20 protein-coding genes are annotated in these 23,084 nt (G+C 66.6%); 6 read left to right on the top strand and 14 right to left on the bottom strand.

Annotation, left to right across the window (positions count from 1 at the left end; all coding sequences use genetic code 11):
* Window positions 1-15 precede the first annotated feature (15 nt).
* Window positions 16-2,571 (bottom strand): efflux RND transporter permease subunit, encoded by a 2,556-nt coding sequence (locus OJA40_RS08390; RefSeq protein WP_263809698.1) that lies wholly within the window; start codon window positions 2,569-2,571, stop codon window positions 16-18.
* A 202-nt stretch (window positions 2,572-2,773) separates the two neighbouring features.
* On the opposite strand from OJA40_RS08390, the gene OJA40_RS08385 reads away from it, so the two are divergent.
* Window positions 2,774-3,268 (top strand): MaoC family dehydratase, encoded by a 495-nt coding sequence (locus tag OJA40_RS08385; protein WP_263792703.1) that lies wholly within the window; start codon window positions 2,774-2,776, stop codon window positions 3,266-3,268.
* 96 nt (window positions 3,269-3,364) lie between these two features.
* On the opposite strand, the gene OJA40_RS08380 is transcribed toward OJA40_RS08385, so the two are convergent.
* Window positions 3,365-4,840 carry a M48 family metalloprotease gene (locus OJA40_RS08380; protein ID WP_208426854.1) on the bottom strand — a complete coding sequence of 492 codons (1,476 nt, stop codon included), beginning with the start codon at window positions 4,838-4,840 and terminating at the stop codon, window positions 3,365-3,367.
* Between the two features lie 130 nt (window positions 4,841-4,970).
* On the bottom strand, window positions 4,971-6,209 hold the full coding sequence (gene recF / locus OJA40_RS08375) for a DNA replication/repair protein RecF (RefSeq protein WP_208426853.1): 1,239 nt from the start codon (window positions 6,207-6,209) through the stop codon (window positions 4,971-4,973).
* A 137-nt stretch (window positions 6,210-6,346) separates the two neighbouring features.
* Between recF and OJA40_RS08370 the strand changes: the two genes are divergently transcribed.
* From OJA40_RS08370 to murQ, 3 genes are all read left to right on the top strand, one after another.
* Window positions 6,347-6,943, top strand: a complete 597-nt coding sequence (locus OJA40_RS08370) for a GNAT family N-acetyltransferase (RefSeq protein WP_263809697.1) — start codon at window positions 6,347-6,349, stop codon at window positions 6,941-6,943.
* A gap of 346 nt (window positions 6,944-7,289) precedes the next feature.
* On the top strand, window positions 7,290-10,103 hold the full coding sequence (locus OJA40_RS08365) for a CHAT domain-containing protein (protein ID WP_263808438.1): 2,814 nt from the start codon (window positions 7,290-7,292) through the stop codon (window positions 10,101-10,103).
* 64 nt (window positions 10,104-10,167) lie between these two features.
* Window positions 10,168-11,094 (top strand): N-acetylmuramic acid 6-phosphate etherase, encoded by a 927-nt coding sequence (gene murQ, locus OJA40_RS08360; RefSeq protein WP_208427661.1) that lies wholly within the window; start codon window positions 10,168-10,170, stop codon window positions 11,092-11,094.
* A gap of 11 nt (window positions 11,095-11,105) precedes the next feature.
* Here murQ and OJA40_RS08355 read toward each other — a convergent pair whose 3' ends face one another.
* From OJA40_RS08355 to OJA40_RS08340, 4 genes are all read right to left on the bottom strand, one after another.
* Window positions 11,106-11,465, bottom strand: coding sequence for a HEPN domain-containing protein (locus tag OJA40_RS08355; RefSeq protein ID WP_263808437.1), 360 nt, complete (start codon window positions 11,463-11,465; stop codon window positions 11,106-11,108).
* Window positions 11,462-11,797 (bottom strand): hypothetical protein, encoded by a 336-nt coding sequence (locus OJA40_RS08350; RefSeq protein WP_263810305.1) that lies wholly within the window; start codon window positions 11,795-11,797, stop codon window positions 11,462-11,464. Before OJA40_RS08350 ends, OJA40_RS08355 begins: the two co-directional genes overlap by 4 nt.
* Before the next feature lie 111 nt (window positions 11,798-11,908).
* Window positions 11,909-12,070 carry a hypothetical protein gene (locus OJA40_RS08345; RefSeq protein WP_208427658.1) on the bottom strand — a complete coding sequence of 54 codons (162 nt, stop codon included), beginning with the start codon at window positions 12,068-12,070 and terminating at the stop codon, window positions 11,909-11,911.
* The gene (locus tag OJA40_RS08340) at window positions 12,067-12,561 is read right to left on the bottom strand and encodes a class I SAM-dependent methyltransferase (RefSeq protein ID WP_208427657.1); all 495 of its coding nucleotides are present in this window, start codon (window positions 12,559-12,561) and stop codon (window positions 12,067-12,069) included. Before OJA40_RS08340 ends, OJA40_RS08345 begins: the two co-directional genes overlap by 4 nt.
* Window positions 12,562-13,029: 468 nt before the next feature.
* On the opposite strand from OJA40_RS08340, the gene mfd reads away from it, so the two are divergent.
* On the top strand, window positions 13,030-16,458 hold the full coding sequence (mfd, locus tag OJA40_RS08335; protein ID WP_208425195.1) for a transcription-repair coupling factor: 3,429 nt from the start codon (window positions 13,030-13,032) through the stop codon (window positions 16,456-16,458).
* A gap of 108 nt (window positions 16,459-16,566) precedes the next feature.
* Here the strand turns inward: mfd and OJA40_RS08330 are convergent, their stop codons facing one another.
* The 3 genes from OJA40_RS08330 to OJA40_RS08320 all read right to left on the bottom strand — a co-directional run bounded on the left by OJA40_RS08330 (window position 16,567) and on the right by OJA40_RS08320 (window position 18,219).
* Window positions 16,567-16,965, bottom strand: a complete 399-nt coding sequence (locus tag OJA40_RS08330) for a type II toxin-antitoxin system VapC family toxin (protein WP_208425196.1) — start codon at window positions 16,963-16,965, stop codon at window positions 16,567-16,569.
* Window positions 16,966-17,001: 36 nt separating this feature from the next.
* Window positions 17,002-17,127: a hypothetical protein gene (locus OJA40_RS08325; protein WP_263808434.1), complete on the bottom strand. Its 126-nt coding sequence runs from the start codon at window positions 17,125-17,127 to the stop codon at window positions 17,002-17,004.
* A gap of 267 nt (window positions 17,128-17,394) precedes the next feature.
* Window positions 17,395-18,219, bottom strand: coding sequence for an alpha/beta hydrolase (locus OJA40_RS08320; RefSeq protein ID WP_208425197.1), 825 nt, complete (start codon window positions 18,217-18,219; stop codon window positions 17,395-17,397).
* Between the two features lie 323 nt (window positions 18,220-18,542).
* Between OJA40_RS08320 and OJA40_RS08315 the strand changes: the two genes are divergently transcribed.
* Window positions 18,543-18,800 carry a DUF2442 domain-containing protein gene (locus tag OJA40_RS08315; protein ID WP_208425198.1) on the top strand — a complete coding sequence of 86 codons (258 nt, stop codon included), beginning with the start codon at window positions 18,543-18,545 and terminating at the stop codon, window positions 18,798-18,800.
* On the opposite strand, the gene OJA40_RS08310 is transcribed toward OJA40_RS08315, so the two are convergent.
* From OJA40_RS08310 to OJA40_RS08295, 4 genes are all read right to left on the bottom strand, one after another.
* Window positions 18,797-19,468: a 16S rRNA (guanine(527)-N(7))-methyltransferase RsmG gene (locus OJA40_RS08310; protein WP_208425199.1), complete on the bottom strand. Its 672-nt coding sequence runs from the start codon at window positions 19,466-19,468 to the stop codon at window positions 18,797-18,799. The genes OJA40_RS08315 and OJA40_RS08310 overlap by 4 nt on opposite strands.
* A 94-nt stretch (window positions 19,469-19,562) precedes the next feature.
* Window positions 19,563-21,557 (bottom strand): tRNA uridine-5-carboxymethylaminomethyl(34) synthesis enzyme MnmG, encoded by a 1,995-nt coding sequence (gene mnmG / locus OJA40_RS08305; RefSeq protein ID WP_208425200.1) that lies wholly within the window; start codon window positions 21,555-21,557, stop codon window positions 19,563-19,565.
* A gap of 372 nt (window positions 21,558-21,929) precedes the next feature.
* Complete coding sequence (locus OJA40_RS08300; RefSeq protein ID WP_208425201.1) at window positions 21,930-22,409, bottom strand: helix-turn-helix domain-containing protein; 480 nt, start codon at window positions 22,407-22,409, stop codon at window positions 21,930-21,932.
* Between the two features lie 256 nt (window positions 22,410-22,665).
* Complete coding sequence (locus tag OJA40_RS08295) at window positions 22,666-23,058, bottom strand: hypothetical protein (protein ID WP_263808432.1); 393 nt, start codon at window positions 23,056-23,058, stop codon at window positions 22,666-22,668.
* Between the last annotated feature and the right edge of the window lie 26 nt (window positions 23,059-23,084).

Below are 23,084 nucleotides of genomic sequence, written 5' to 3'. Positions count from 1 at the left end.
CGTTGGTCCTGCCCCCTATCTCGTCCCCGACGCGTGCGGCGCGTCGCCGCGGTCCTCCAGCCACTGCCACAGGGCGGGCAGGAAGAGTACCGCCGCCAGCAGCGTGGTCCCCAGTCCCAGCACCGCGAGGGTGCCCATCGAGTTGAGGCCGGGGTGGAAGCTCAGGAGCAGCCCCCCAAACCCGACCATCGTCGTGAGCGTGCCCATCGTCACGTGCTCGCCCGTCGACCGCAGCACCGTCCAGAGCGAGCCGGGGCCCTCCTCCCGGTACCGGTGCGCCATGTGCACGCCCGCGTCGTTGCCGATCCCCAGGATGGCCGGAAAGACGATCATGTTGTAGAAGTTGACCATGAGGCCAAACACCTCCATCACCAGCAGCATCCACAGCAGCCCCACCACGAGCGGCACGAGCGCCAGGCCCGCCCACCGGAGCGACCGAAAGTTGAGCCACATGAGCAGGGCCACGATGACGAACGTCCCGGCAATCATCCAGGGCGCCTCCCGCTGCAGCAGCATCAGCATGTCCGCCGCCACGAGCGACGTCGAGCCTGCGTGGTAGGTGGTGCCGTCCTCGGTCGTGATGGTGCCCACGTCTTTGGCGAAGGCAATCGACTTCCGTCCGTCGGAGAGGCCGACCGACGGGTAGATCATGACGAACCGCCCGAGCTCGCCGTCCTTCGTCGTAAACTGCTTCCGGAGCGACCGGGGCACCTGATCGAGCGGGATGGGCGCGCGGGGCTGCGCGGCGCGGCGCAGCCGTTCGAGCGCGTCGGTCGACTCGTCCCGGAGGTACCGGTTCTCCGTGGCGGTCTCGCGGATCTGGGCGATGCGGGCCAGCTTGGCCGCCTGGGCCGTATCGCGGAGCGGGAACCGCTCCTGCAGGCTCTCCACCGCGAGGATGGTCGGGGAGGTCGTATCCGCCCGCATCTTCTTGCGGACGGCCGTCACAATCTTGGGCACGGCCTCGCGGCTGTCCGCCACGATGTAGGCCGGGTTGCGGCGGTTGTCACTGCCCCCGGTGCTGACGCGGTCGACGTACCGGTCGCGCTGCTCGTACTCGGTGTACTCGGGCTCCAGTGCCCCAAAGTCGTACTGAAAGTCCACCTGCGGGGCGAGCGCCAGGGCCAGGAGGACGGCCACGAGCCCCCCCACCACGACGGGCCGTGCCGCCGAATACCGCCGCGGGGCGTCGTCGGGCGCCGCCTCCATCCCGGCGCCCCTCCGCAGGTCGAGCAGGCCGGTCCGTTCCAGCAGGGCCAGCAGGGCCGGCATCACCACCGTCATGGCGACGAGCGCAAAGAGCACCCCCGTCCCCGCAATGGCCCCAAACTCGCTGAAGCCTTTGAAGTCGGCCACCACGAGCACGTACAGGGCCCCCGCCGTCGTGAAGGCCCCGACGGCGATGGCCTGGCCGGTGCTGACGAAGGTCCGCTCCACCGCGTCGGCGACCGAGTGTCCGTCGGCCCGCTCCTCGGCGTACCGGGCGTAGAAGTGGATGCCAAAGTCGATCCCCAGCCCGAAGAGCACGAGCCCGAGGGTCGAGGTCATCAGGTTGAGGCGCCCGAACAGCAGGGCGGCCACGCCGCCCGTCCACGCCAGGCTCATGAACAGGGGCACCCCGATCACGAGGCCCATCACCGGCGCCCGCACCAGCTCGCGCAGCAGCCCCCGCCCGTCGAAGCCCGGCCCCGACCGCACCCGGTAGGCCTTGTATAGGAAGTACAGAATGACCACGAGCAGTACGGTCCCCACCCCCACCCCGAACGAGCCCGTCACGTCGCTCCAGATGGTCTCCACCTCCACGAGCTGCCGGTACAGGCGCCCGGCGAGCACGACCTCCATCTCCGAGTGATACGACGCGGGCTCCATCCGGTCGACCAGGGCCCGCGTGTCGGCGTACAGGTTCTCGATGTAGCCGATGTTCGTGTTCGCCCCCGACGGGTAGAAGCGCAGCACCATCGTGGTGCTGTCGTCGGAGATCGGGTATCGTTTTCCGATGAGGCGGTCGTAGACCCCCTCCAGCGCCTCGCCGGACTCTTCCGTCGTTTCGGCGGTGTCGGCCGTCCCCCCCTCTTCTTCCTCGAGCTCGAAGTAGAACGGGTTGGCGTCCTGCCGGGCCCGCTTCGCCTCCGCGATCTGATCGTCCAAAAAGTCTTCGACCTGGCGCAGCTCCTGGTCGGACGCAAAGTAGAGCGCGTTGTCCTTCAGAAACTCGACCTCGCGCTTGTACTCGACCCGCGTCAGGTACGTCGCACTCGTGTCCGCCTCCCGCCTCAAAGACAGGGCCCTCGGAATGAAATCTTCCGCAAACGCCTTGTTGGCCTCGAACGACGGGCTGGAGATGGCAACCGCCATGTCACGCTCCCCCCCGACGGTGCGCTGGAGGGTATCGAGCGCCTGGACGCTCTCGTAGTCTTCGGGGACGAGGTTGGCGATGTCGGTGTCGATGGAGAGCTGAGACGCCCCGTAACCGCCCAGGATCGTCGCCAGGACGGCAAGCACGAGCACCCCGCCGGCACGCTGCGTTACGCGTCGGATGAACGGCCGAAGGGCCCGAAAAAGACGATCCATCACGTTCGTGCGTTGAATGACCGAAAACGGAGATGCACTCTCCCGTCCCGTATCAACGGGCCGCCCGCCTCCACACAGGAGTAACGCCCCGGTCCGCTCGGGCGTTGATGCCCGGCTCCTAAACACGCCGACGGGGTTCTGATCCGTCTCGCCGCCCCCTCCGGTAGGTTTTTCCGTCGTTTCTTTCTACCTTGAGTGCGGAATGCCCTTTTCTTCTTTTGCCCTTTCCCTCTCCAACCACTCGCTGCCCATGGTCAACACCTACGAATCGATTGAGATTGGCGACTCCCACGAGTGGACACGGGTCGTCACGGCGGAGGACGTGAAGAAGTTCGCCGACATCACGGGCGACGACAACCCCGTGCACGTCGATCCGGACTACGCGGAAGAACACTCCCGATTCGGCAGGCCCATCGTCCACGGCGTGCTCCTGCTCGGCCTCATCTCAAAGGTGCTGGGCCGCGACTTTCCCGGACACGGCAGCATCGCCGTCGGCATTTCGTGCCGCTTTCTCCGCCCCGTTCCGGTTGGCTCCGAGGTCCGCGTCCAGGTGAAGGTCTCGGAGAAGATTGAGGACAAGAAGCACGTCAAGCTGCGCACGTACATCTACCGGGACGACCAGATGGTCGTCGGCGGCGAGGGGCGCGTCATTCCCCCGACGGAAGAAGAGGAGGATCCCCACCGGGCCCGCCGTTAGTGGGACGGGGCCCATGTCGCTCGCCCCCCACGGCCGAATCGGCTTCGCGGGAGCCGAGGGACGCCTGCCCCGAGGCCTCCTGGGGCTGTCCCCCCGTCAGTTCGGCAGCTTTAGGGGACGGCCCGGGGCAACGGCCTGGTCCACCTCCAGTTGGTTGATGATCGCGAGGTCCTCCTCCGTCATGTCGGACGGCAGCGCGTCCGTATCGACGAAGGACCGGAAGCCCCCCTCCCGGTCCGCCGCCCGAATCGCGATGCGCGCGGGCTGTCGGTTCAGCTTCCCCGAGTCGGTGAGCCGCGCGAAGCTCGTCATCGTCCGCTCGAAGTCAGGCCGGTAGGCATCGTACTGATCGGCGCTGGTGGCTCCCTGAAATTGGTACACGTTGCCTCCGTAGGCGATGAAGTAGGTCAGCAGGCGAACAACCTGCCCCTGCTGCGTCTTCCCCTCGGCCAGGACGCGCCGGGCGTCGTTTCCGTTCACGGAGGTGCTCTGGCGATCGAGCACCGAGAGGCCGTCCTGTCCGGCAAACTTCCGGGCGGCGGCGCCGGGGGTCTCGGCGTCGGAGAACGTGAAGATCATGTAGGCCGACTGGTCGGGCTGTACCAGGGCCACCTGTTGGGGCTGATTCTGTACGTCCCAGCGGCTCGGGATCGAAAACCGGAACGCCAGCTCGGGCTGATAGAACACCCCCTCCTCCACGAAGCCCTGACGCGGGTTTTTGCCGAGCACGGTGCCCTCGAGGGCGTCGTAGTACGCATCCTGATCGATCGTCGTGGCCGGCCTGTCCACCTTCTTCCGCCACGCCTGGGCCAGCTCCGGAATCGTCTGCTGCCGTGCCCCTGGGTCCGGGTGGGTGGACTGCCACGTCGGGATGGACTGCCCCCCCTGCTCCCGCACCCGGTCGAGGGACTCGAAGAAGGCCGCCCCTTCGGCCCCGTCGTAGCCCGCCCGGACGGCATACTCCACCCCGAGCCGGTCGGACTCGCGCTCGTTGTCGCGGCTGTAGCTGAGGGACAACAGCTGCGCGGCCTGTCCCCCCATCCCCATGACGTTCTCCGCCACATTGCCCCCGAACGCCACCTGCCCGGCGACGGCCCCGCCGAGCAGAAGCCCCTGCGTGAACGTCTGACGGGCCGCCTGCTGCGAGGCGTGCCGGGCGGCGACGTGTCCAATCTCGTGCCCGAGCACCATGGCCAGCTGGGCCTCGTTGTTGAGGTGGGCCACGAGGCCCCGGGTTACGTACACGTAGCCGCCGGGGAGCGCAAACGCGTTGATAATGGGACTGTCGAGCACGCGGAACTCAAACTCCGTATTTCGGAACCGCTCGGGCGTGTTCGGCCGCCGCATGTGGCTCTCCGCTAGCACCTCCCGCGCCACCTCGTCGACGTACTCCTGGAGCTCCTCGTCGTCGTAGACGCCGTACTGGCCCTGGATCTGCTTGTCCGCCTTCTTCCCCATCTTGACCTCCTCCTGCCACGAATACCCGTAGGCGCGCGTGTTTCCGGAGACCGGATTCGTGCCCGTCGAGACACACCCGGTGCCGACCGCCAGGAGCAAGAGGAGGACGGGCATGAGGGCCCAGGGCCTCGGGCGTCGAGCGGGGGCGCGGCGTGCAGTCAAAGACCTGCTCATCGGAGACGTACTGTCGCTTGTTGGCAAAGAGCTGTCGCTTGTTGGCAAAGATACGTGCGTCGTTCTCCGCTCAGTCGCGGGACGTGGGCGCCGCGTCGGCCCCTGTGGGCGCCGACGCCACGCCGTTGGCGGCCGTCGCCTCTCCACGGGCGTACTCCGGATCCGGCGTCACCGCCGCCGTCCCGCCGCCCGGGCGGACCTGCAGGGCACGGTGCGACGCGGGCCCTGCGTTGAGGGCCGGCTCGAAGGGGCCCCGGCGCGTGGCGGTGACGAGGCTCTGCCCCACGGCGTCCGACCGGAGGAGGTCGAGAAAGACCCCGGTGCGCTCCGCGTCGAGCTTGCCGAAGGCGTCGTCGAGCAGCAGCAGCGGCTCGGTGTCGTTCCGCTGTTGCAGGTAGAAGTACTGCGCCAGCTTGAGGGCCATGGCGAAGGTGCGGTGCTGGCCCTGCGAGCCGTACCGGCGCACCTCCAGGTCGTCGAGGCGGAAGACGAGCTCGTCCCGCTGCGGCCCCACGAGGGTGGTGCCGCGGTCTCGTTCCTGCCCCTGCTTGCGGGCGAGGGCCGCCCGGAACGCGTCTTCGATGGCGTCGGGGGCCGCGTCGGGGGCCAGGTCCGCAATCGTGTCGTACTCGATCGTGGGCCGCTCGGCCACCGCGTCGATGCGGCGGTACGCCTCTTCGAGGTCGTCCGCGAACGCCTGCAGGAACTGCTGGCGCCGGTGCACGATGCGGCTGCCGAGCCCGACGAGTTTTTCCGTCCAGGGGGCCAGGAGCTCGTCGGGCGGCGGGGCGGACCGCTTCTTGTAGCTGCGGAGCACCTCGTTGCGCTGGCGCCGCGCGCGACGGTACTTCATGAGCGTCTCCATGTAAACGGACCGCGCCTGGCTGAGGATGTTGTTGACGAAGCGGCGCCGCTCGCTGGGCCCGCCGGCCGTCAGGTCGTAGTCCTCCGGCGAGAAGACAACCACCGGCAGCGTGCCGACGATGTCCGCCAGCCGGTCGAGCTCCGCGCCGTTTACGAAGATGCTCTTGCCCTCGCCCGGCACGTACGCCAGCCGCACGCTCATCGGCTCCTCGCGGACCTGCCCGATGCGGCCTTCAATCTCAAAGTAGGGCGCGTCCTTGCGGACGGCATACCGGTCCCGCGAGGCCGTGAAGCTCTTGGTGAGGCACAGGTAGTGGACCGCCTCCAGGACGTTCGTCTTGCCCGCCCCGTTGGCCCCGTAGAGGAGGTTGATCGACGGGGCGAGGTCGAACTCGCTCTCCGCGTGGGCCCGGAACGACCGGAGGCGAAGGGTGTGCAGAATCATGAAGGGGGCACCAGCTCTGGAAAACCTGAACGGGAGCTCGCGCGAGCTCCGAGACTACCATTACGGCAGGGGCGGGGCCTTCGTTCGTTGCCCCCAATGACGCCGCCGGCCCTCCTTTGTTGCGTCCGACGCTGTTTATGCCCAATACTTCGTCGTTTCGCCTCCGTCCGCTCGCCCCCACCGATGTCTCCACGGCCGACCAGCTCTGGGCCAGTCGGTTCGGGGGCGCGCCCGACACGCGTCGCACGTGGATCGAAGCGGCCCTGGACCCGACCCACTCGGCCGCTGGGCTCGTGGCCGTCGGCCCGGACGATGCCCTCGTGGGCGTCTCGTTCCTGGAGGTGGGCACCCGGCGCTATACCCGCTACTACCTTGGGCTGGACACGCTTGAGGGGCTGGACACGCTCGACCTGGACGTGTCGCTCGCGTCCCAAAACGGCCTGTTTCACCTCACCTGTGTGCGGGCGGACTGGGAAAACCGAGGGGTCGGAACCGCCTTCTACAAGCGCCGGCTGGAGCGGCTTGCCGATCGGGGCGTCTCCCGCGTGTTCGGCATCGCGTGGCACCGGCCCGCCCCCGTCGGCAGCCGCGTGCTGTTCGAAAAGCACGATTTCACGCGGATTGCCACCATCGAGCGCTACTACGCCCGGACGAACAGTCGTCCTCACTGTCCCGCCTGTGGCGGCACCTGCACGTGTACGGCCTCCCTCTACGGGCGCCCAGAATCGTTTTGAGCGGCCGGCGCTCCGTGGCGTTTTGTCCACGCCCCCCATCTCGTTTTCGTCGCGCCCCCGTGGGCCTTTGCGATGGTCGGGGCCTGTCTTTAGGTTTCAAGCTCTTCGTTCTCCTCACTCCCCCCACCGCCGCCTGTCCCCCCGCCCCCACCGCTTCCCGACGAGGGGTCGGCCCCACCGCCTGCATAGCGAACAGAACGTCGAAAGGCGTCGCGCAGGTGTTCAGTTGCTGTGGTCATGGCGTGATACCGGACACTGTGGAAAGAAGCGTGAACGTTGGTGTCCCTCTTGAGGAGAAGCGTTTGTTAATCTAACAAACAGACCGCTTTCCGTCTAGCCCCCGGTGATGCTCGTCGTTCTCCTGGCCACATCGCTGTTGGTCGTCCCATCGTCCCCGGTCGACGCGGCCGACGACCTGGATGCGTGCCTGCGTCAGGCGCCGGTCCAGTCGCCCCCACCGATCAACTGGGGAGAGGGGGTGCCCCAGATGTGGTCCCGCACCCCGCCCGTGCCCCGGGACACGGTACGGGCGTATCTTTCTCAAGTGCGTGCGGCGCGGGCTTGCTTCCGGACCGTTGATCCCTCAGGGGTCGAACGGACCTACCTCGGCAACATCATGCGCACGTTTCAGGTGGAAACGGCCCTACTCGCCGCCCTGCGCCGATTTGCCGATGCGTTTGAGACCTTCGAAGACGCCCGCGCCTACCTCGAATCAGAGCCCGATATTCCCTCTGCCGACGGCACCCGCACGGGGTGGATCCGCGCCCTCCATCAGGATCAGGGATTCCTCCACTTCCGGATCGGAAACCTCTCCGCGTCCATCACCCACTATTCGGCGGCCCTCCGGAGCACCTCGGAGCACGAGGTTGGGCTCCGTGTCACCCACCTCCTCGATGTGGGCCTTCTTCATCAGTACACCCAGGACTACCAGTCAGCCCGTCGCTACTACACCCGCGCACGGCGGCTGGCGCGCGAGCACGACCGTACGTCCGAGGAACACCCCTCTGAATGGGCCCGCCTGCTCTACCTCCAGGCCAACCTGCTTCTGGAAGAAACCCTCAACACCGAGTTCGATCGGGCGTCCCTGCGCCAAGCCCGCGATCTCGCCCGCAGGGGCCGTTCGCTCGCCACGTCCTCCGACCGACGCATCGACCTTGCGCTTGCGCTGTCCGAAAGCCTCGGGTACCTAGGGTCGTTCGACCGTGCCTATGTGCTGAACGCAGAGGTGCGCCGGTACGCCCAGGCCCGGGACGACGCGCAGCTCCGCGCCTTCGCCCTGCTCAAGCTCGGCGTGCTGCACATGCAGACCGAGCGCTGGACGGAGGCCGAGTCGGTGCTGAACACGTCACTCGCCATCGCCGAACGGGTGGACAACCTCGACCACCAGCGACGCATCCGGCGGGGATTGGGGCGCCTGCACGAGCTGCAGCACAATTGGGCCGCGGCAGAGGCTCAGTACCGGGCGGGCGTGGCCGTGATCAAGCGGTATCGGGAGTCGCTTACCGCCACGCAGTGGGCCTCAACGGCCTTTGCCCAGTGGCGCGACGTGCACCGCGGGCTCGTGCGCACCCTTCTGGCTCAGAACCAGCCCCGTGCGGCCCTGGCCGCTCTGGACCGCACCCGGGCCCGCTATCTCCGAGACCTGCACACGCGGAACCGGGTGGCGAACCAGCTCCCCCCCGCGACTCGGGCTCGGTTCGACAGCCTCGGCCGTGCCCTCGCGGACGTGCGCACCCGGCTCGGCACCGACTCGTTGTCCGACGCCACGGAGGCCGCCCTCCGCGCCCGCGAGGCGGGCCTCATGGCCAACCGGCAGCGCGTCCTGCGCCTCGATTCGGCAAGGGCACCGCGGCCGTCGGTGGACGAAATCGCTGCGTCGATCGCCCAGCAGGATCGGGCCCTCGTCTCGTACTTCCTCGACGACCCGTGGCCCGTGTACGACCGCCCCCCTCGCTCCGCGGCCTTCGTCCTGACGGGGGACACGCTCCGGGCGGTCGCCCTTCCGGGCCTCTCTCAGGATTCGATCCGGGCTCACGTCAACACCATCTCTTCCCTGTTTGCGGGCCGGCAGGCGTCTCGGAGCATCAGCGCGATGCACTTCGACCTCCGCCCGCTCCGGGCGCTGCACGACCGTCTTTACGCCCCCGTGGCGGCGCACCTCCCCGACGGACAGCCCCTAACGGTCATCCCCGACGGGCCGATGTTTCACGTGCCATTTTCAATGCTGGCCACGGCGGCACCGGGGGGGCGCTACGACCACGAACAGGCTCGCTTTGTGCTCCACGAACGCCCGACGGCGCTTGATCTGTCGGCCTCACTGGCGGCCGACACCGCCGCGACACGAGGCGATGCCGCACCGTCTTCGTCCGATCTCGCGGCCTTCGGGGTGTCCTCGTTTGATCCCCTCCGCCCCCCGCCGTCCCTGCCGTCCTCCCGTGCCGACACGACCGCGGCCTCGTCCCTGTCCCTGCCCCCGCTGCCCGGCGTGCGGTCCGAGCTCAGCGCCCTCGACCGGCTGTTCGACAACGCGAAGACATTCCTCGACGAGCAGGCGACGGAGCCGGCCTTCGCCGCCGCCAGCCAAGAGGCCGACGTTCTGCATCTGGCCTCGCACGCCCTCGTCTCCCCGTCCTCCTCCCTCCGGAACGCCTTTCTTCTCCACCCCGACTCCAGCTCGGACGGGCTTTTGTTTCTCCACGAGCTTCAAACCCGCGACCAGGCCCTCCCGTTGGCCGTTCTCAGTGGGTGCAACACCGCCCGCGGCACCCTCCGGGGCGGAGAGGGCATGTCGGGGCTGCAGTATGCCTTCCGGATCATGGGGGCCCGGTCCACGGTGTCCAACCTGTGGCCCACGGCCGATCGGTCCAGTGTCGCGCTCATGGAGCGCTTTTACCAGAACCTCCAGGCGGGACAGCCCAAAGACCGGGCCCTCCGGCAGGCCAAACTCACGTACCTGGAGAACCACCCCGATAACCTGAGCCCCTTCTTCTGGGCGCCCACAGTGCTCTACGGGTCCCCCCGTCCTCTACAGCTGAACGCCTCCGACGACTCGTCGCTCCGGACCTGGGGCCCCGTCGCCCTCGCGCTCCTCGTGGTTCTTCTCGGCTGGTCCATCGTTCGATTTCGCTCCCAGCTGGGGCTCGACGCCCTGCACCAATAGAAGACGCATCCGGCACAGGAGCGCCGCTCTCCGCAACACGTCCGCATGGCCCCCCTCGCCCCGCATGCCCGACTCATCCCCCCTCTTCGACGAGCTTCAGGACCTCGCCACCGAGCAGCAGAACCCCCACTCGACCCACATCGACACGGCGTCGGTGGAGGAGATCCTGCGCGTCATCAACACCGAGGACCACAAGGTGCCCATCGCCGTGCGCCGGGAGCTGCCGCACGTCGTGGAGGCCGTTGAGGTTGTCGTCGAGGCCTTCAAGAACGACGGGCGCCTGTTTTACGTGGGCGCCGGGACGAGCGGGCGGCTCGGCGTGGTGGACGCCTCGGAGTGTCCGCCCACGTTTGGGACCGATCCGGAGATGGTGCAGGGGATCATTGCCGGGGGCAAGGAGGCCGTCTTTCGGTCGCAGGAGGGGGCGGAGGACGTGCCCGAAAGGGGCGCCCAAGCCTTGAAAAGTCAAGGGGTTACGGAAAACGACGTCGTGTGCGGGATTGCGTCTAGCGGGCGCACGCCGTTCGTGGTGGGGGCCGTGGAGCACGCCCGCGACACGATCGGGTGCCCCACACTCTTCGTGACGACCATTCCGCGCAAGGACCTGGACGTGAATCCGGACGTGGCGATCTGCCCGGTGGTGGGGCCGGAGGTCGTGATGGGCTCGACGCGCATGAAGAGCGGGACGGCGCAGAAGCTCGTGCTCAACATGATTACCACCGCGGCGATGGTGCGCCTCGGCAAGGTCTACGAGAACATGATGGTGGACCTGCGGCGCACCAGTGAAAAGCTCGTGGAGCGCGGCATCCGCACGGTGATGATGGTGACGGGGGTGGACTACGACGAGGCCGACGCGGTGCTCGACCGGTGCGACGGGCACGTGAAGACGGCCATCGTCATGATCCTCGCGGGCGTGGGGGTGGACGAGGCGCGGCGGCGGCTGGAGGCGACGGACGGCTTTGTGCGGCCGGCGATTGAGGGGGACGAGTAACGCTTCCCTCCTCACTCCCTGCCGACGATGTGCGCCGATGCGTCCACAAATTCGTCGGCCCTTTCGAGCCACAGCTCCACCTCATCCGAGGACGGCTTCCACAGATCGTAGTCCGCCTCTTCTCGATTTTGGCGCAACTTTGTCAGTAGACCAACGTCTACGTCGTTTCGGAAGTGTTGTCCCAGTTTCATTCCGGTACCCTTATGGGTCTTCGGCGTGAGATCACGGAGCAGGAGTAGTGCCCGTGCACTTTCCAGAACGCCGAAGCACAGTCGGTTTATCGCATCTGACTCGAACTCGTTACGATGAAGACACTGCGCCGCTTCGACCCGCCGCCGTGCAGTCTGGAGTCGCTCCTGGACTTCGCTCATAGCTCCACTCCTTTCTCTCCGGCCCAGTCCGCGAGATCGTCGTCGTGTGCTGCATGACGAGCAAAGATGCCCGTCCACCAATCGTATTCCTCCGTCACCTCCATCGCGATATCCACCACCGGGTCCGTTTCCTCGAAGTGATCGTACGGCCCCTGTAGCATAACGAGGATCTCGATTGCCCGCACATCATCGTCCTTTGTTTCTTCAGGGCCTTCGTCGGAGAAAGGAAATTCGGGCACCGCGTAGATCCCCACCAGACGATCGCCGTAGTGCTCCCGGTAGCGGCGCGAGAGCGTCGCCAATACGTCGGCCGGCGTACGGGTGACGTGCATGGCTCTCACAGATCGGTGTCGGAGTAGGCGTTCTCTCCTACAGAACGGAGCCCCAATGTGTCCCGACACTGTTGAGCTCCCCCTCTTTCGACTGCACCGGGAATCCCATCGTCACGAGCCTGCCTCGCCGGGCCCCGCCCCAAAACGAATGGACAACAGCCGCGGCCTCTCGTCGCCGTCCGCCCGCCACTCGCCCATCTCCCGCACGGCAAATCCGGCCTCAACGCCCGCGGTGACGAATTCCGACACCGGATGCAAAAAGGCGTCGATCACGACCGTCTCGCCGGTCGCCTCGTCCTCGAAATGTGCCTGCGTGCCGCCGAGCTGGCGGGTCGGATGCAGCTCCGCGAGGTAGAAGGTGCCCCCTCCCGCAGCACGCGCCGCGCCTCCTGAAAGACCGGCGCCGGCTCCTCCACGTGCTCCAACACCAGCGTCGCCACGACGGCATCGAAACGAACGGCCTCGAACGGCCACGGCGTCGTCACGTCGAGTGTCTGCAGCGTCCCCGAATCGGGAGTGAGGCGCCCTCGGGCCCTCGCGGGCATCTCGTCACACACGTCCGTCGTCACGACGTGTCCCACCCGCGTGGCGAGCCACTCGGTGTTGAGCCCAGTGCCGCGCCCGAGCCCGAGCACGGCATCGTCTTCCTCAATAACTGTTTGTTCTCGCAGGACTTCTGCGTTCAAGTCGCGGGTGTCGTTGGCGTCGGTGTCGCACTGCGCCGCCCAACGGTCATAGGCGTCCCGTGGGTTCGGGGCCGTCACTACTCCGGATTGGGAACTGACTGGCGAACACAAATCGAACGGGGAATGCCTGCTCACGTGCCCAACCTGTTTCACGTGAAACGTGCCCTCCCTCCGGTTCTCCCCCTCGGCGCTCGACCGCGCGTTCCACGTGAAACATCTGCGACTCTTCGCCACCCGTTGCGTCAACGCATAACGACGGAGGAACCACCCCGCTCGTTTGCGCCGTTGATTTTTCCGAAGTGAATCCTCCTGCCGTCTGCACTCGGGTCTGCCTCCCCTCCCCGACCGCCGTTGATGTTGCGGCGTCGGGCTTTCGGTGTTTGGGGGCTGCGAATGGGTGACGGCGCGAGAGGGCGCGAACCACGCGACTAGAATGTGGGAATCGCCCTTTCGCCCACTCGCCCTCCCCCCCGAGCCCCAGGCACGTCCGAGCGAAGCTGCGCGCTCAAGGACGACCATTCTCTCGAATCAGGAACCCCGCCGCCCGTGTCCCTCCCCGCCATCGCCAACCGCATCGAAACCACTGCGGCCGTCAGTCGCCTCCGCGCCTGGACCGCCGAGGCGCAACGGGGCGACCGCTCTCCCGCCCTCCACGTGACCGGGGCCGCCGGGTCCCTTCCGGCCTTCCTCTTGTATCACCTCCACCGGGAGCCCGGGGCCCCACTCTGCGTGCTGACGCCCGACGAGGACGCGGCGGCGTACCTGCAAAGCGACCTGGAACAGCTCGTCGGGGAGCCGGACGAGGCGATCCTCCGCGTCCCCGCCACGCAGAAGACGCCCTACGACCCCGACCAGATCGCAGACTCAACGCCGCTCATCGAGCGGGCCGACGCCCTGCAGCGACTGGCGGAGGGCTTCGAGGGCATCCTCGTGACGAGCGTCCCGGCGGTCGGCGAGCTGGTGCCCCCGCCCCAGGCCGTGCAGCGGGAAACGCTGACTGTACAGAACGGCGAAGAAATCGCGCTGGGGGCGCTGGCCGATCGGCTGCTGGAGCAGGACTTCTCGCCGGTCGAGTTCGTGGAGGCGCCCGGCGAGTTTGCGCGGCGGGGCGGCATCCTCGACGTCTTCCCCTACGCCGGCACCTACCCCATCCGCATCGATTTTTTCGGGGACGAGATCGACGGCCTGCGCGAGTTTGACCCGCAGACGCAGCGCTCGGTGAGCCGCCTCACCACCGCCCGCCTCGTGCCCAACCTGGAGCGCGAGGAGGCGGCCCGCGGCTCCATCGCCCTCTTCGAATACCTGCCCGACGAGGCGGTGCTCGCGACGCTCGACGAGGCGCAGGTGCGGGAGGGTGCGCAGGCGCAGTTCGAGGAGGCCGCGGCCGCCTACGAGGAGCGTCGGGCGGAGCTCGCGGAGAACGACGAAGCCGAACAGACGCCCGAGGCCCTCACGCCACCGGACGATCGCTTTCTCACCGGGGACCAGATGGCGGCGGCCCTCACGCGGCACCCGCGCCTTCAGTTCGGGACGTTCAGCCCGTCCTCTACCAACGGCACCCCCACCGACACGCTCGACCTGGAGGCCGACCCGCAGCCGTCCTTCAACAGCGACATGGACCTGGTGCGGAAGCGGCTCCAGGAGAACGGCGACCGCGACCTCGACACGTTCATTCTCTGCGACAGCCACGGCCAGAGCTCCCGCCTGCGCGACCTGCTGGAGTCGGAGATCGACCACGGCTGGGCGCGGCTCGTCGTGGAGTCGCTGCACGAGGGCTTCGAGTGGCCCGGGGCGGGCCTGGCCGTCTTCACCGACCACCAGATCTTTAACCGCTACCACCGCCCCTCCACCAAGCAGCGGGAGGGCCACGCGGACGGGATGAACCTCCGCGACATCAAGAACCTGACGCGGGGCGACTTCGTGGTGCACGTGGACCACGGCATCGGGCGGTTCGACGGCATGAAGAAGATTACCGTCCGCGACAACCAGCAGGAGGCCGTCCGCCTCAATTTTGCCGACAACGACGTGCTGTACGTCAACGTCCACGCCCTCCACAAGCTCAACAAGTACACCGGCAAGGAGGGACACCAGCCCACCCTCACGACGCTCGGCTCCGAGCAGTGGGAGAAGAAAAAGCAGCGGACGAAGGATCAGGTCAAGGAGGTCGCGCGCGACCTCATCAAGCTGTACGCGAAGCGGAAGGCGTCGGACGGCTACGCCTTCTCCAGCGACACGACCTGGCAGCGCGAGATGGAGGCGAGCTTCGAGTTCGAGGACACGCCCGACCAGGCCGAGGCCACCAAGGCGGTGAAGCGCGACATGGAGGCGCCGGTGCCGATGGACCGGCTCGTATGCGGGGACGTCGGCTTCGGCAAGACCGAGGTGGCCGTGCGCGCCGCCTTCAAGGCCGTGCAGGACGGCAAGCAGGTGGCCATGCTCGTGCCCACCACCATCCTCGCCCAGCAGCACCACGACACGTTCAGCGAGCGGATGGAGCGCTTTCCCGTGAACGTGGAGGTGCTCTCCCGTTTCCGCTCCCGGGCCGAACAGTCCAGGGTCCTCGAGAAGCTGGAAAAGGGCCAGGTCGACATCCTCATCGGCACACACCGCATCACGTCCGACGACATTACGTTCGACGATCTCGGGCTCCTCGTCGTCGACGAGGAGCAGCGCTTCGGCGTGAAGACGAAGGAGACGCTCCGCAAGGTGCGGGAGGCCATCGATACGCTCACGCTGACCGCCACCCCGATTCCGCGGACGCTCCAGTTCTCGCTTCTCGGGGCGCGGGACCTGTCGCTCATCGAGACGCCGCCCCCGAACCGCCAGCCGATCAACACCGAGATCCACACCTTCGACGAGGACGTCATCCGCGACGCGATCGTCTACGAGACGAGCCGCGGGGGGCAGGTCTTCTTCATCCACAACCGCGTCAAGACGATCCACGAGGTGGCCGAGATGGTGCGCGCCATGGTCCCAAACGTGCGGGTCGGCGTGGGCCACGGCCAGATGAGCGCGAGCGAGCTGGAAGACGTAATGCTCGACTTCGTCAACGAGAAGCTCGATGTGCTCGTCTCCACCTCCATCATCGAGAACGGGCTCGACATCTCGAACGCGAACACGATGATCATCAACCACGCGGGCGAGCACTTTGGGCTCTCCGAGCTCCACCAGCTGCGGGGCCGCGTGGGGCGGTCGCAGCGGAAGGCGTTCTGCCACCTCCTGGTGCCCTCCGTGCACGGCCTCACCGACGACGCCCGCGAGCGGCTGAAGGCGGTGGAGCAGTTCTCCGACCTCGGCAGCGGGTTCGACATCGCCATGCGCGACCTCGACATCCGCGGCGCCGGCTCGCTGCTGGGCGCCGAGCAGAGCGGCTTCATCGAGGACGTCGGCTACGAAACCTACCACAAGATCCTCGACCAGGCCGTCAAGGAGCTCCGCGAGGAAGAGTTCGACGACGTGTTCGACGGGGAGGCCGTGCCGCCCGGGCCCGAAACCTCCGTCGACGTGGAGGAGGACGCCTACATCCCGGAGTCGTACCTGCGGGACAACACCGAGCGCCTCAACCTCTACCGCCGCATCAGCGACGCGCCGGACGAGACGACGCTGGTCGACCTCCTCGACGAGATGGAAGACCGCTTCGGCGACGCGCCGGAGCCGGTGCAGAACCTCCTCACGGGCGCCCGCCTCCGCCTGCTCGGCGAGCGGCTCCGCATGCCGAAGGTGGTCTACAAGAACGAGCGGCTCTTCCTCTACCTCCCCAGCGAGGACGCCGACCCGTACTTCTACGATGAGGTCTTCCACCCGCTCCTCGAAAAGCTCACCCTTCTCGACCGCGAGTACGTGATGAAGGACGACGTGGAGGGCGGCCTCATGCGCGCCATCATTCAGGACGTGCCGACGCTCAACGACGCGCTTGAGATCATGGAGGGGCTGTTGCTGGAAGAAACGGAGACAGTGGCGACAGTGGAGGCTTGATTCGGGGCCGGGACGAGAGCGTTCCAAGTGCAACACCCTGGGCATGGAGGACCGGACGGCATGGAGGAATGGAGGCAAAACGCTCTGTCTCCATGCCTCCGGAGCGCATCAGACCAGGACAACCTCAATGGGCCCCTCGTAAGCGAGAAGATCGCTGTCCGTGGTGTACAGTTCGTCCGCGTCGTGCCGAAGGGCCGTAGCGAGCATCATCGCGTCGGCCATCGACAAGTTGTTGCCGTGCGAGAGCCGCGCCGCCTCATCGAGAAACGAGTTTGAGAGGACCCGATCCATCTCACACGCATCGCCGACGATGTTGACGAGCCACTCGGCATCTTCCTCGTCAAAAACGCCACGGTAGCCCAGCTTCCTCAGCTCGTAAATTACCAGTGCGTTGGCGACGCCCAATTCTTCGTCTCCAACTAAATCTCGGAGGGCCTGACGGTGGGCCTCCGAGAGCTCCCCGGTGGCGTACTTAACGAAGTATCCGGTGTCGAATCCGCGTCGCATGGCGTCTACGCTGACGAGTCGGGAAACTGGCTGAGGCTACGGACGCTCCGGATCGTCCTTCCGAATGTCGCCAAGCACCTGGTTGAGGTCACCGTGTGCGTCAACCATGCCGGCCCGTCGGTCGAGTTCGTCGATAGCCCGGCGGCGACGGAGACGTTTCATATAGGATTCGGCTGCCCGAGCGTAAAACTCGCTGATAGAGAGGCCCTCTTCCTCGGCTACTGCCTCAACCTCCTCTCCAATCTCGTCCCGAATCGACACGCTGTGTCGCATAGCGGACTTTAGATCGCTGAACGGAATACATAATCTAGTGCATAAACGATAGATGAAGACCGGAGTTCTCCGTTTGGTCCCTCGGAAATAGTCGTTCCGAAAACTCAGCGCCTTCGGACCCAAAATCACATTCTTTCACGCATCCGAGGCCTCCATTCACGAATCCAAATTCTCCTCCAGAAAGTTGCCGATCGTCCGGAGGTATTTGTCGGCGGACACGAGAAACCCGTCGTTGTGCCCGCCCTCGATCTCCAGGAACTGCTTCGGCTCGGCAGCCGCCGCAAACACTTGTCGCCCAAGCTTGAAGGGCACGACCCGGTCCCCGCGGCTGTGGATGAAGAGCTTCGGGGCGTCGATCTGTGATACGCGCGACTCGTTGTCGAACTGATTCGTGGCGAGGGCGCGGACCGGGAAAAAGGAGTAGTGGTGCGCGCCCACGTCGGGCACATTGGTAAACACCGACTCCAGAATGACCGCGCCGGGTTTTTCCCGTGCTGCGAGCCACGTCGCGGGTCCGCCGCCCATCGACCGCCCAAAGATCACAACGTCCTGGGGCGCACGGTCTTTTGTCTCTGTCAGGTACCGCCAGCAGGCCTCTGCGTCGCGGTAGATGCCCTCCTCCGACGGCGCGCCGGTGCTCTGCCCGTACCCGCGGTAATCGACGATCAGCACGTTGAGGCCGAGCTGGTGGAATTGCTGAACGCTCTCCAGCCGCCCCGAAATATTTCCGGCGTTGCCGTGGAAAAAGAGCAACGTTCCACGTGAAACATCGGGCGTGGGGATCCACCAGCCGTGGAGCGTCTCGCCGTCTTCGGTGTCGAGGCGGACCGTCTCGTGGTCCAGGCCCGCGTCGTCCGGCGTGGCGCGGAGGCGATCGCTCGGCTGAAAGAGGAGCTGATCTTGAAAGGCAAACGCGAGACCGGCGATCGCCGCGTAGCCGACGGCGAGCCCGAGGGCGGTATTGATCATTGCGCGACGCATAGCCGTGAGCGGGTGATGAAGGAGCCGCGGGGGGGACCAGCAACGCGACGTTCCACGTGAAACGAGCCCCGGCGAGTTCGCACAGCAAACATATCGCTACGACCGCACCGCTACAACCTCTCTTTTCCGCAACGGAGTCGTCCCATCCGAGGAGCGTGGTCGTGCGTCCTGAAGCGATCCAGCCGCTCTCTCCGGAACTGCGAGGGTCGAAGAAGGAGGTTGAAAGGGCTATCATGTACGGTAGAACGGACCCCAGCCCTCAATTTTTCATTCGAAATGCCTCGCACCTGCAGCATTCTACAGTATCGAACCGCTCGCCTGAAATGCCTGAGATTTTGCGTGTGACCGAGATGGAGCAGGTGGGGACCTACTCGCTCAAGGTCGCCTTCAACGACGGAACCGCGAAACAGGAAACCCTTCGTCCCCTCCTCTGGGGGAAAGTGTTCGAGCCCCTCCGCGATCCGGATCGATTCAGCGAGGTGTCCCTCGACGAGACAATGGCGACCGTTGCCTGGCCCAACGGGGCCGACCTCGCGCCCGAGGCGCTGTACAACTTGGAGGACGAACAGGCGGCCGCTTAACGCTGCGACGAGGACGGTGCGCTGCGCACCCCCACAATCTCTTTCTCCCCGAAGAAGCCGTTCCGTCCCAGAATCTTCTCCAGCGGGTGCCGCTCGATCGTCACGTCCGGATCTGCGGCACGGAGGCCCGCAATCTCGTCGCTCAGGTCGCCGCCCTTGAGCGCGAGAAGACCCGGCGGCCACGCGTCATTGCTCGGCGTGTCGTCGGGCGACACGGCGACGCGGCGGTGCCATGCCCAGAGGTCGGCCAGCGGGGCCGTGGCGCGGGAGACCGAGTAGTGGGCTTCGCCCGTCCACTCCTCCGCCCGCCCGTTCCACGTGAAACAATTCTCCAGCCCCAACCGCCGCGCAATGGTGCGCACGGCCCGGCTCTTCTTCCCCACCGAGTCAACGCCCACGACGGTCACCTCCGGGTAGCAGATCGCGAGCGGAATCGCGGGCAACCCGCCGCCCGTTCCCCAGTCGACAATCGTGCAGCCGTCCGCAAAATCGCGGACGGTGAGCGTCAGGCAGTGCAGCAGGTGCCGCGTCCGAAACGCGTCTTCCGTCTCCGGCGAGATGAGGTTGACGCGCTGATTGAAGCGAAGGAGCTGCTCCTGGAAGCGGTCGAGTTGCTCCTGTTGCTCCGTCGTGAGGCTTTTGAAGGGGTTCCAGGCAATGTTCTCCATAAAGAGGCGGTCACCGACCGGTCGGAGAGTTCATGGCATCACGCATCACCCGTCACGAACCACGCGTCACGCATCACGCAACACGAAATACGCACTACCCCACTTCGACCGCTGTTTCACGTGAAACACCGAACGACTGCCCGTCGCCCCCCATCGCGTCGAGGTTCAGGTCGCGGTCCGTCGACATCGGCTCCACGCCCTCGTTCTTGAGGAGCACCATGAGGACGGAGATGTCGGAGGCGCGGACGCCCGGCACGCGCGAGGCCTGCCCCAGGTTGTCCGGCTCCACCTTGCTTAGCTTCTGGCGGGCCTCGATGGAGATGTTGTCGAGCGCGTGGTAGTCGAAGTCGTCGGGGATCGGCCAGCGCTCTTTCTCTTCCATCTCCTCCACCATGTCCTGCTGCCGGTCGATGTACCCCTCGTACTTGAGGTCGATCTCGATGAGGCGCGGCGCGCTGAGCATGCCCGGCGCCTCCGTCACCACCTCGTCGTAGATGCCGGCGTGGCGGAGGAGGGCCTCGGAGTCGACCTCCGGACGCTTGCAGAGCTCGATCACGGGCCGCGGCTGGTCGAGCGTGGAGGTGCCCACGGACTGCAGGTAGTCGTCCACCTGCTGGGGACTGACGGTCGTGTCGGCCAATGTTTCACGTGTAACATCGATCGCCCGCTCCTTCTCCCGCGTGCGGTCGAGGCGCTCCTTCGAGGCGAGGCCCAGCTTGTGGCCGAGCTCCGTGAGGCGCTGGTCGGCGTTGTCCTGGCGCAGCAGGATGCGGTGCTCCGCGCGGCTCGTGAACATGCGGTACGGCTCGTCGGTGCCCTTCGCCACGAGGTCGTCGATGAGCACGCCAATGTAGGCCTCCGACCGCTTCAGCACGATCGGGTCGGCCTGCCGCAGCTTCTGCACGGCGTTGATGCCGGCCATGATGCCCTGCGCGGCCGCCTCCTCGTAGCCGGTGGTGCCGTTGATCTGTCCGGCGAAGAAGAGGCCGTCGACGTACTTCGTCTCCAGGCTGTACTCGATCTGGTACGGGGGGAAGAAATCGTACTCGATGGCGTAGCCGGGCCGGTGCATGTGCGCCTCCTCCATGCCGGGAACGGTGCGCAGCGCCTCAAACTGCACCTCCTCCGGCAGGCTCGACGAGAAGCCGTTGACGTACACCTCGTGGGTGTCCCGCCCCTCCGGCTCGATGAACAGCTGGTGGTGGTCCTTCTCCGAAAAGCGGTCGATCTTGTCCTCGATGGACGGGCAGTAGCGCGGGCCGTCCGCGTCGAGCGCCCCCGTGAACATCGGGCTCCGGTCGAAGCCGGTGCGCAGCACCTCGTGGGTCTCGGGCGTGGTGTCCGTGAGCCAGCAGGAAAGCTGCTCCTCCACCGACGGCAGGTCGTCGGTCAGGAAGGAAAAGGCCGTCGCGTCCGGATCGCCCGGCTGCTTCTCCATCACGCTGTAGTCGATGGAGCGCCCGTCCACGCGCGGCGGCGTGCCGGTCTTGAGGCGCCCGCTCTCAAAGCCGAGGTCGTGGAGGCACCCCGTGATGCCGTGCGAGGCGCTCTCCCCGATGCGCCCCCCGCCGAAGTTCTGCTCCCCCACGTGGATCACGCCGTTCGAGAAGGTGCCCGTGGTGAGAATCACGCAGGGAGCGCGGAATTCTTTTCCGAGGTTCGTGCGCACGCCCGTCACCGTCTCCCCCGCGTCGTCGGTCCGAATCTCCTTCACCATGTCCGACCGCATCTTCAGGTTGTCGATGGCCTCCAGCTCCTGCCGGATGGCCCGGGCGTAGGCGCGGCGCCCGCACTGGGCCCGCGGCCCCCACACGGCCGGCCCCTTGCTCTTGTTGAGCATCCGAAACTGAATGCCGGCCCGGTCGGTGGCCCTGCCCATGATGCCGCCGAGGGCGTCGATTTCACGGGCGATGTGCCCCTTGCCGATCCCCCCGATGGCGGGGTTGCACGACATCTGCCCGATGTCCGCCAGCTTCATCGTGATGAGCAAGGTGTCGGCGCCCATGTTGGCCGCCGCGGCCGCGGCCTCGCTGCCGCTGTGCCCCCCGCCCACCACAATGACATCGTGCTCGAAGTAATCCTGATGCATGACAATTGAACCCGTGGTCGAAAGCAGAAGCCTGTAAAGGAGGATGCCTATACCCGGCACTTCCCCTCAACGAACCGCCCGCCGCCGTGTGCCCGCCCGGCCCGCGGGACGACCGGCGAACACCCAAAAACCGCCGGTCAGGCACGCTCCGCAGGGGACGACACGTGATTTTTCCAGACGACAACACATCGGTGCTTCGCACGACACGTGCTTTGTCTGAAACATCTCCTCGCACCCCGCCTCGGCGACTTTCCCCACGTCAGCGGCCCAGTCTCCTCGTCGAGCAGGGCAGCCCCGCAGTCGCCCCTACATGTCACGCAACATGCATCATCCACCCATCGTCAACCGCCTTGCACGTCCACACCGCCACACTTAACCGCCCATCTTTTTCAGAAACCGCTGCACGGTACGGCGGGTGGGCAGCGCGTCGTCGTCGACGTGTTGGGCAAGCTCGTCCAGAAGCTCCGTGCTCGTACAGTCCGGATGGTCGGCGAGGTAGTGAAGCGCAATTTTGCGCAGCTCCGAGCCCGCGCCGAAGTACGACTCGTAGGAGCGCTTGCTCCGGCGCCCGTGCTTGTCGATCAGGCCCTCCAGCCCCTCCTCCCGAAACTGCTGGGCCCAGCGCCGCAGCGTGCGCGCCGTCACCGAGTCGTACACGTCGTAGACCCAGTCGTCCACCGCGGCGGTGCGCTGGTCGAAGGTCTCGGCAATCGCCGCCTGGGCCTGGGCGTCGGAGAGGCCCTCTGTGTCCCGGCGGCGCGCGTAGGCCCGGAGGAGCGCGAGGCGGGCGGCGAGGCGGCGGAAGCCGCCCTCTTCAAGACGCCCGAGGCGACGAAGCGGATCGGGTGGCATGACTCGATCAGCGGAAAATTAGATGGACGTGTCTGCTCTTCCCTTCGATTGTCTCCCTCCTCAAGCGGGCCCCGTCACGGCACCGGGGAGCCGGGCGCGATGTCGTCGCGAGCCGTCTGGGGGCTGGGCGGGGGCCTTCCCGGCCTGGCAGGTCGACCTCCGCAAGACCGTGTGGGATCAACGCCATACTGAGTGAACCTTTCTTCGGGCGATCTCCCCACGCAGTGGATTCGAACCAAAGAGCGTGCAGGCCGGTCTACGACGAGCCGTTTGCCCGGTGCCCCAGCCCCGTCACCGCTGTGTCGGAGGGGGCGTGCTGAATCACCAGCTCCTCAAGCTCCTCGGGGGCTTCGAGTCCCCCGCCGATCGTCAGCGCCGGATTTCCGTCCGGGTCGGTGTAGAGCCAGAGGCCGTTTTCGATCGTCGGAACGTGGACCCGCCGAATCTCACTCGTTGGCACAGACCGGTCGCTCCACAGCGGCTGGACCTTTCGAATCTCGTTCTCGCCCACCAGGACGCTCTTCCGGAAGGCGTTGAAAACAACGAGAACGAGTCCGCCCACGATGCCGGCATCTAGGGCCAGCTCCGACCACTTCCCGGCCGCCCCCTCGTCGGCATAGGCCGTCCCAACGAGAAGAATACAGGCCAAGAGACCGGACGCAGATATCCAGCGCC

Origin of the sequence: Salinibacter pepae, from assembly GCF_947077775.1 — a bacterium.
GTDB classification, from domain to species: Bacteria; Bacteroidota; Rhodothermia; order Rhodothermales; family Salinibacteraceae; genus Salinibacter; species Salinibacter pepae.
This window is presented reverse-complemented; position numbering and strand designations above follow the sequence as displayed.